The sequence below is a fragment of the Chamaesiphon sp. OTE_20_metabat_361 genome, assembly GCF_031364565.1.
On the sequence record NZ_JANLWO010000541.1, the window covers coordinates 1 to 8,136 of the forward strand.

8 protein-coding genes are annotated in these 8,136 nt (G+C 46.7%); 1 reads left to right on the plus strand and 7 read right to left on the minus strand.

Features of this window, described 5'->3' with window-relative positions:
* Positions 1-310: 310 nt before the first annotated feature.
* The gene (locus RMO35_RS15525; protein ID WP_309742229.1) at positions 311-931 is read right to left on the minus strand and encodes a DUF938 domain-containing protein; all 621 of its coding nucleotides are present in this window, start codon (positions 929-931) and stop codon (positions 311-313) included.
* 329 nt (positions 932-1,260) lie between these two features.
* Here RMO35_RS15525 and sir point away from each other — a divergent pair, with 329 nt between their 5' ends.
* Positions 1,261-3,006, plus strand: coding sequence for a sulfite reductase, ferredoxin dependent (sir, locus tag RMO35_RS15530; protein WP_309742230.1), 1,746 nt, complete (start codon positions 1,261-1,263; stop codon positions 3,004-3,006).
* A 62-nt stretch (positions 3,007-3,068) separates the two neighbouring features.
* On the opposite strand, the gene RMO35_RS15535 is transcribed toward sir, so the two are convergent.
* The 6 genes from RMO35_RS15535 to uppS all read right to left on the minus strand — a co-directional run.
* Positions 3,069-3,758 carry a hypothetical protein gene (locus tag RMO35_RS15535; RefSeq protein WP_309742231.1) on the minus strand — a complete coding sequence of 230 codons (690 nt, stop codon included), beginning with the start codon at positions 3,756-3,758 and terminating at the stop codon, positions 3,069-3,071.
* Positions 3,755-4,264 carry a hypothetical protein gene (locus RMO35_RS15540; RefSeq protein WP_309742232.1) on the minus strand — a complete coding sequence of 170 codons (510 nt, stop codon included), beginning with the start codon at positions 4,262-4,264 and terminating at the stop codon, positions 3,755-3,757. The genes RMO35_RS15535 and RMO35_RS15540 overlap by 4 nt, the downstream gene beginning before the upstream one ends.
* A 194-nt stretch (positions 4,265-4,458) precedes the next feature.
* Entirely contained in the window at positions 4,459-4,683 is a 225-nt protein-coding gene (locus tag RMO35_RS15545) for an addiction module protein (RefSeq protein ID WP_309742233.1), read from the minus strand.
* 351 nt (positions 4,684-5,034) lie between these two features.
* On the minus strand, positions 5,035-6,087 hold the full coding sequence (gene obgE, locus RMO35_RS15550; protein WP_309742234.1) for a GTPase ObgE: 1,053 nt from the start codon (positions 6,085-6,087) through the stop codon (positions 5,035-5,037).
* Positions 6,088-6,306: 219 nt separating this feature from the next.
* Positions 6,307-7,347, minus strand: coding sequence for a fatty acid desaturase (locus RMO35_RS15555; RefSeq protein ID WP_309742235.1), 1,041 nt, complete (start codon positions 7,345-7,347; stop codon positions 6,307-6,309).
* 322 nt (positions 7,348-7,669) lie between these two features.
* On the minus strand, positions 7,670-8,136 hold a 467-nt coding region (gene uppS / locus RMO35_RS15560), incomplete at its 5' end, for a polyprenyl diphosphate synthase (protein WP_309742237.1).

Genomic DNA, 8,136 nt, shown 5'->3' on the forward strand with positions numbered 1-8,136 from the left:
AGTAAGGCTCCACAATAATGCTCGACGGAACGCCGTTGGGATGGGTTGAGATGAGCGAGAAAGTCGGTATTAGCCATTGTGGAGTGAGGAGATGTTGGGGGATTTTTGGTGTGCTGCGGAGATCTAACCACCCCGAATCAGCCGCAAGGCTGATTCGCCCCTCCGAGGAGGGGATTTACCCTTCAACCTCCGAAGATGCAAAGAAAAGGGATGGGGTGAAAAATCCCCTCCGAGGAGGGGTGCCCGTAGGGCGGGGTGGGTAGATCTCCGCTGCTAATCAGTCTGGGTTTCGGACAATTCTAGGATCTATTCACTTAATCTTAAAGACAACGGAAAGATTATTAGCAGGCATCGAATAGACTTGTTGAAGTGCTAAATTGTGACTTTGAGCAACTGTAGTTATTTCTGCTAAATCTCGGATGCCCCATGCTGAATTTTGACTTCTCAGACTTTCATCAAAAGCAGCATTGCTGGGAGCTGTATGGACTCCACCTTGCTTGAAGGGGCCGTATAAGTACAAGATACCACCGATCGGGAGGATACGCTTTGCGCCAGCGAATAGCCCCAGATAAGCAGATTTGGGGGCGATATGAATCATATTGATATTTACAATTGCCGTAATTGGCTCTTTTGATTCTACCAACCATTCGGAACTACTAGCATCGAGATCGATCGGGGGATATAGATTATCGCACGGCGCGAACCTTTGCCATGCGGTGATACTCGCTCTGGCATCGGGGTTTGGATCTGAGGGTAGCCAATAGCGCGGCGCGAGTTGGGGAGCCATAAACACCGCATGTTCGCCAGTACCGCTGGAAATTTCGAGCATTGTACCCGTCGGCGGTAAGACTTGCTGCAAAATTTCGAGAATTGGTGCGCGATTGCGTTCGGTGGCAGGTGCATAGCGTCTACGATCGAGAGAGTTATCCATTGGTATCGATCGATTGGGATTTCTCTAGTTTAGTGCAAGCCAACGACTGGAAGTCGTGGCTCGTAGTGCAAAGTCCGCTTTCGCGGACTGATTAACTAGTCCGCGAAAGCGAAGCGTCTCGCAGAGAAGGCGGACTTTGCATCACTAGCGGCGGTTTCTAACCGCTGTGATGAGAATATTTCTTTAAGGATCGGGAACCTCGACATTTATTTTAGGATTCCCACCAAAACGGCGAATCGTAGGAGCGTTAAAATAAATAGACAATGGATCTAAGTTACTTAGGATTGCCATAAACTAGATTTCCGCCTGCCAGTATCCTTAAACTCAGTATGGTTAACACTTCCACACCCAAAAAGCTCGCCAAAGTAGAACATTTAAAGACAGATAGTAACTATCTGCGGGAACCTGTTGCCAGCGAGCTACTTCTCGATACAAATTATTTCACCGAAGACGCCATCCAGATCCTCAAGTTTCATGGATCTTACCAACAGGATAATCGGGATAATCGCGTCAAAGGTGCAGAAAAAGATTATCAAATGATGCTGCGGACGCGCAATCCCGGCGGATTCATCCCTCCTCAATTGTACTTGGCACTCGATCGACTGGCGAGCGACTATGGGAACGAAACCATCCGCGCGACTACCCGCCAGGGCTTCCAGATGCACGGCATCCTCAAGCACAACCTCAAGCCAGCCATCGCCGCAATCGTCTCGAACATGGGTTCTACCCTCGGCGCGTGTGGCGACTTAAACCGCAATGTGATGGCACCCCCAGCCCCCTTCAAGAACAAGCCAGAGTATAGATATGCCCTAACTTATGCCGATCGCATCGCCGATCTGCTCACGCCCCAATCAGGCGCGTATTATGAGGTGTGGTTGGATGGGGAAAAAGTCATTAGTGGCGAACCCGTACCGGAAGTCAAAGCGGCACTAGCACACGATACCAACCATACAATTTTCCCTGGAGATCTAGAGCCACTGTATGGGATGCAATACATGCCCCGCAAATTTAAAATTGCGATCACTGTACCTGGCGATAACTCGATCGATATTTTCTCTCAAGACTTAGGATTGGTAGTAATTACTAATGCTAAAGGACAATTATTGGGCTTTAATGTTTATGCTGGTGGCGGTTTAGGACGCACCCATAATAAAGAAGAAACATTCGCCCGCATAGCCGATCCGATCGGCTATGTAACTAAAGCAAATATCTACGATCTAGTTAAAGCAATCGTGTCTACTCAACGCGATTATGGCGATCGCACCAACCGCCGTCACGCGCGGATGAAGTACCTGATTCACGATTGGGGCGTAGCTAAATTCAAAGCCAAAGTTGAAGAATATTACGGCAAAAAAATTCAACCCCTCAAGCAACTTACAGCCTTTAAATATATCGATTTCTTAGGTTGGCACGATCAAGGCGACGGTAAGGTATTTCTGGGGATCTCAGTTGTCAATGGACGTATTAAAGACGAAGGCGATTTTAAACTCCGCACGGCGTTAAGAGAAATCGTCCAAACTTATCAAATCCCGATGCGCGTGACTCCCCATCAGAACGTGCTGATTTACGATATCGATCCAGCCGATCGAGATAATATTCATAAAATCCTGATCGACAATGGCATCGAGCCAGATCCGCTCAATATCGATCCCCTCGTCCGCTACTCGATGGCGTGCCCAGCACTGCCTACCTGCGGCCTAGCAGTCACCGAGTCCGAGCGTATAGCCCCCAGCGTCAACGAGCGTTTCCGCGTCCTCCTGGACAAATTAGGCTTACCTGACGAGCAATTCGTCATCCGGATGACTGGTTGCCCCAACGGTTGCGCCCGCCCCTATATGGCGGAAGTTGGCTTTGTCGGTAGTTTCCCTGAAAGTTATCAAGTGTGGTTGGCTGGCTGTCCGGCTCAGACGCGTCTGGCGCAGGTTTATACAGACAGAATGCACATTAACGATCTGGAGACTTTCTTCACGCCGATGTTGGAGTACTTTAAGATCGATCGTAAGCCTGATGAAGGTTTTGGTGATTTTTGCAACCGCGTTGGTTTAGAATCCATTCGCGAAGTTTGTAAGCACTAAAATAGAAGAACTTGCCCTCTTTTCGATGTGGAAGTAGGGGAAACATCGCGATTTTTTAGTCGTTACAATATTTCCCCTATTTTAACGATCGTTTCTAGTAGCAACTTATCTCTACCTGCCAATCGATCGCTGTTTAATAGAAATGCTGGAGCCATTGCATCCAAATTCTTTCGCTCGGTTCTCACCCATTCAGTAATGAATATTCTAACTTCTGCCTCACTTGCGGCGATTTCTACAATTAAATTTGGGCAACCATTAAACAGGGTAATGATGTCCTCAAAGTCTTTGCTAAAGTAAAATTGATTGCGTCCACGACTGCCAAAAGCCTCAATTTTTGATGCAAGTAAATAGGCGATCGTAAATATTTTAATTTCGATTCCGTTAGGCAAGGTTAAGTCGAGCGCGTCAGCTACTCCCCGCTTATACCAACGATTGCCAAAGCCCAAAATTTGAGGATCGACTGGCATCACATCCAGTTTTACACCCTCACACAGCCATCGACACAAAGGCGCGCCAGGGGAAGTATCTTCGCTCAATCCCAATTCTCTGAGTGTTGCGGATAATTGGTAATATTCGCGTTGGGATGTAACTTCAACGACACAATCTACATCGTCAGTTGGACGCATATCTCTAGCACTTAAAGCATCTAGATACAACGAAATCGTCGCGCCACCAGTGTAAACAACTGGTTGTGGTAATTGGTTTAATACCCTCGCTACCACCATCAGCATGTCAATAGATTTATCGCTCACAGTGCTGCCCCCAATCGTTCTTGTAGTCCAATAGCAGCCAACTGTTGTTCCCGAATCCGTCCCACTCGGAGAGCGTCTACCAACCCCAATAATTCATATAACTGAGAATCTAAACTAGCTGCTAGGGGCACAGATGGATAGAGGGGGATAAGTGCTAATCCAATCTCTGTTCCAGTCGGAAATGCCCAAACCAAAGGCTCTTGAGAGCTGATAATCTGTTCTTTCAATGGTGAAATCGAGTGAGCGGTAGGCATTCCTCGTACCAATGTCCCTGGAGTAGCAGGATAGATATATTTCAAGCCATGAATCAAGAGTTCTAACAAGTGAGGTGTCAACGGTTGCTGGTTGAGGGGGTTGTAAAGTTTGGCAATGGCACTACGCTTGAGGGAGCTATGGACTTCGGAAGCACTCATACCTAAGCTTTCAGCTAGATCGCTATACCGCCACTGTCGATCGTGCCACAGATGTGTCTTGAGCAGGATTGGAATATCTTGAGGTTTGAGCATAGAAATAGTAACTATTATTTCTATTCTATATTCGCAAATAGAGAATAGACGCAAGTTGAAATCGGAGTGGTGGAAAATGCGATCGGGTTGGCTTAGAATCTATCCACGAAGTTTGTAAACATTAATTAATCTCGACAAGTTGTACGCTTCATCAAGTTCGTTACGAGCTTCTAAGCGGAACACCAATACATAATTCATGCTTGCGCCTTAATCGAAGCTTTAACTTCTGCCCAAGTCATTACCTCATCAGGATTTGCTTCATAGTCATCAATACGTCGATCGAGTTCGCGCTTTTGTGGTTCTGTAAGATTGCAGTCAACTTGTTCTGCGGCGATACTATCTAAGATACCTTGTACCAGTCGAATCCGATCCTGGATATCTAAAGCAATGATTTGATTTAAAGTGGTTGTAATGTCCATAAATCTCCCTTAAATACCGGAGTTATTGAAGTTAATTCATTTTAAATAAGTAGGTAGGCGTAATCATTTATAAAATAGATTATGCCTGAAATCTAGCTGGTGGGCAATGCCCACCCTACGCGATATCTTATATTTAATTACGCCCATCTACTTATAACAAACAGAAATCAGTAATTTCATAAATCCGTAGGTTGGGTTGAGCGAAAACGAAACCCAACTAACCTAACAATATCCCAGAAATGTTGGGTTTCATTCTTCAACCCAACCTACAGATCTAACTACCCCAATAACTCTAAATGCGATCGAAAATCTGATGAAGGTTTTGGCGGTTTTAGCGTAAGCAGTAACTATCTATTTGAGGACTGGAAAGGCGGCACGTTCGAGAGCCAACTTTTCAGCAGCACGCTCGGCGGCTAAGAGGTCCAATTGCTGCCAAACTGCTGCCAGCAAAGGATCTAAACCCGTGCGAGTTGCTGATGAAATCAAAAATACTGGTTGCTGTGCTACTGCGCTCAAAGCTTGAGCAATTTCTGCAACTTCTTCATCATCGACTGCATCGATCTTGCTCAACGCCAAAATTTGGGGTCTGGAGACTAGATTTTCGCTATAGGCGGTTAGCTCTTGACGAATGGTCTGGTATGCCCCGATCGGGTCGTCGCCAGTGGCTTCCACTAGATGCAATAATACTCGCGTGCGCTCGATGTGGCGGAGGAAATCATGTCCCAAACCTGCACCTTCGGAAGCACCTTCGATCAAGCCTGGAATGTCCGCAAATAGCGTCCCATCGCCAGAAGGCTTGCGGACGACACCCAGATTGGGTACTAGGGTGGTAAAGGGATAATCAGCCACCTTCGGACGGGCGGCAGACAGCGCCGAAATTAAGGTCGATTTACCTGCATTGGGCAAGCCGATAATCCCGACTTCGGCGAGAAGTTTGAGTTCGAGCCTAATTCGTTTTTGTTGGGACGGTTGTCCGGGGAGGGCGTATTCTGGCGCACGGTTGCTATTACTGAGGAAGTGGGCGTTACCCAAGCCACCTTTACCACCAGCAACGACTTTAAAAGTTTGTCCCGGTTCGACCAGATCTACTAGTATCTCATCGGTAGCGGTATCATAAATCACTGTGCCGCAGGGTACCTCGATATTGAGGTCGTCGCCCGATGCGCCAGTACAGTTACTCGAACCACCTTTGCCACCATTTACCGCTTTGAAGCGACGGTTGTAGCGAAAATCCAGTAATGTCTGTAAATTTTCCACGGCGGTAAAGTAAATCGAGCCGCCTTTGCCACCATTACCGCCAGAAGGCCCGCCTGCTGGGACGTATTTTTCCCGCCGAAAGGTTACGATCCCATCGCCACCGCTGCCGGATTCTACTTCTACTTCTGCGAGATCGATGAATTGCATGGTTTGGGCGATTGGGTGTAAATGAGTCAGGCTTTATTTTAGCTTACTATCTTCGATTGAGGCTGTGGCGATCGAAAATAGGGGAGATGGGAGATGGGAGATGGGAGATAGGAGATAGGAGATGGGGGATAGTGAAATATAGCGATAAAAAAGATGGGCATTTGCCCATCCGGTTCGTTAATTTAAATTCAACGATCTTGTTAGGATACGTGGAGCTGACTAGTTATTAGCGTTAAATTCGCGGAAGCTTTGATAGAACTCATTCTCTTCATAGATGTGACATTTATCAGTGATATCCTTCATCAATTCCCAGGAGAAGGTGCGTTCCTTGATGTACTCACCCCAGTTCGCTTTGATGATCGCGTGGGCTTCCCGGAGGCGGTAGGACGGAATCGCTGTTGAAATATGGTGAGGAATGTGAACGTTGATATCGTGGCAGAGAAATTCGACCCAGCCTGGGTAGTCACAGTGGACTGTACCAGATAATTGGGAGATCGCTTCATTCCACTCGCTCTCAGGATTGAAGGGAATATCAGCAGCGGTATGATGGACGATCGTGAAGGTGCTCATCCAGAAGTGATAAACCAACCAAGGTAAGAGCCAAAATTTCACAAAGCCCCACACGCCTAAAGTCCCAATGAGAATCGGGAAAATAATTGCGGCACCGATAATCACAAACAAAGCTGAAAATTTGACATCATCCCGAGTTTTACCTTCAGGGAATTTGCGCCAATCAAAGTGAACCGCTGCCCAATGGGGTAACGACGCCAACCACCAGAGCCGACCGCGCATCGCTTGGTAGACGACTTGGAGCCAAGCGGGTGCGTCTTGATAAGCTTCTGGTCGCCAGGGTTGCCACGCGTTATCCACATCCATTTTATTGGTATGTTTGTGGTGTTTGGCGTGACCGTAGCGCCAGCCGTGGAAAGGGTAAATCAAGGTCAACATGAACAGATGACCGACGATATCGTTGACTTTACGACTATTAGCAAATGAACGGTGAGCGCAGTCATGACCGATCACAAAGCAGCCAGTCATCGCCGTACCTGTAAATACCCACGCTAAGGGCAACAGATACCAGGGTGCGTAGGCGATTGCCGCCATCCCCAATGTCACGGTGACGATGGTTTTGATTACTGTAAACCAAGCTTTGGCACTATCTTTTGCAAAAACTTCTTTTGGTAAAGATTGGACGATGTGTTTGAGTTTGAGATTCGGGGACAGCTCGGTGGCTGGGTTCGGATCGATCGATAGAGTCATGTAGCGGTTTGGATCTCCAAGATTTATGAGTAGGCACAGTCTTTACTACTGTCAGTTAGCCACAGCTCTTGAGGCAGATAAGTGACAATTATGAATTTATAGCCAAACTAAGCGCTATTTTGTTAACAATCATTAATATTTAATCGTACCTTAATCTGCTGCTGTGGTCTAGTAGTTCGATCGCCTGTAATCTTCTAAATACATTGTCTGATTAGTCGGTAGCGATCTGGCTATGTGGCTGAAATTGAGATCTAGCCAAGGGAGTAGGCAATGCTTTGAGCAGATATTTTGCCTAAAGCCTAAGACCTACCCTACAGTCTAACTAAACCTTGCCAAACCGTCGATGGCGGTGCTGATAATCAGCAATTGCTTGAGTGAATTCATCATTACTAAAGTCCGGCCAGAGCGTATTGGTAATATGCAGTTCGGTGTAGGCAAGTTGCCATAAGAGAAAATTGCTCAACAGCTGCTCGCCACTGGTGCGAATCAAGAGATCGGGATCTGGCAATTCATCAGTGTCGAGATAGCTGGTAAATATCGACTCATCGATCTGATGCGGCTCTAGTTCACCGCGTCGAACTTGAGTAGCGATCGATTTACAAGCTTGGAGAATTTCATGCCGACTGCCATAATTAATCGCAATATTAAACGTAACCGATCGATTGTCAGCAGTGGTCTCGATCGACTTATCCATCATTTTTTGGAGACTAATCGGAACTTGAGATCGATCGCCTAAAAATCTAATTCTAACTCCTTCTAGATGTAATTGGGCGAGTTCGCTATCTAACA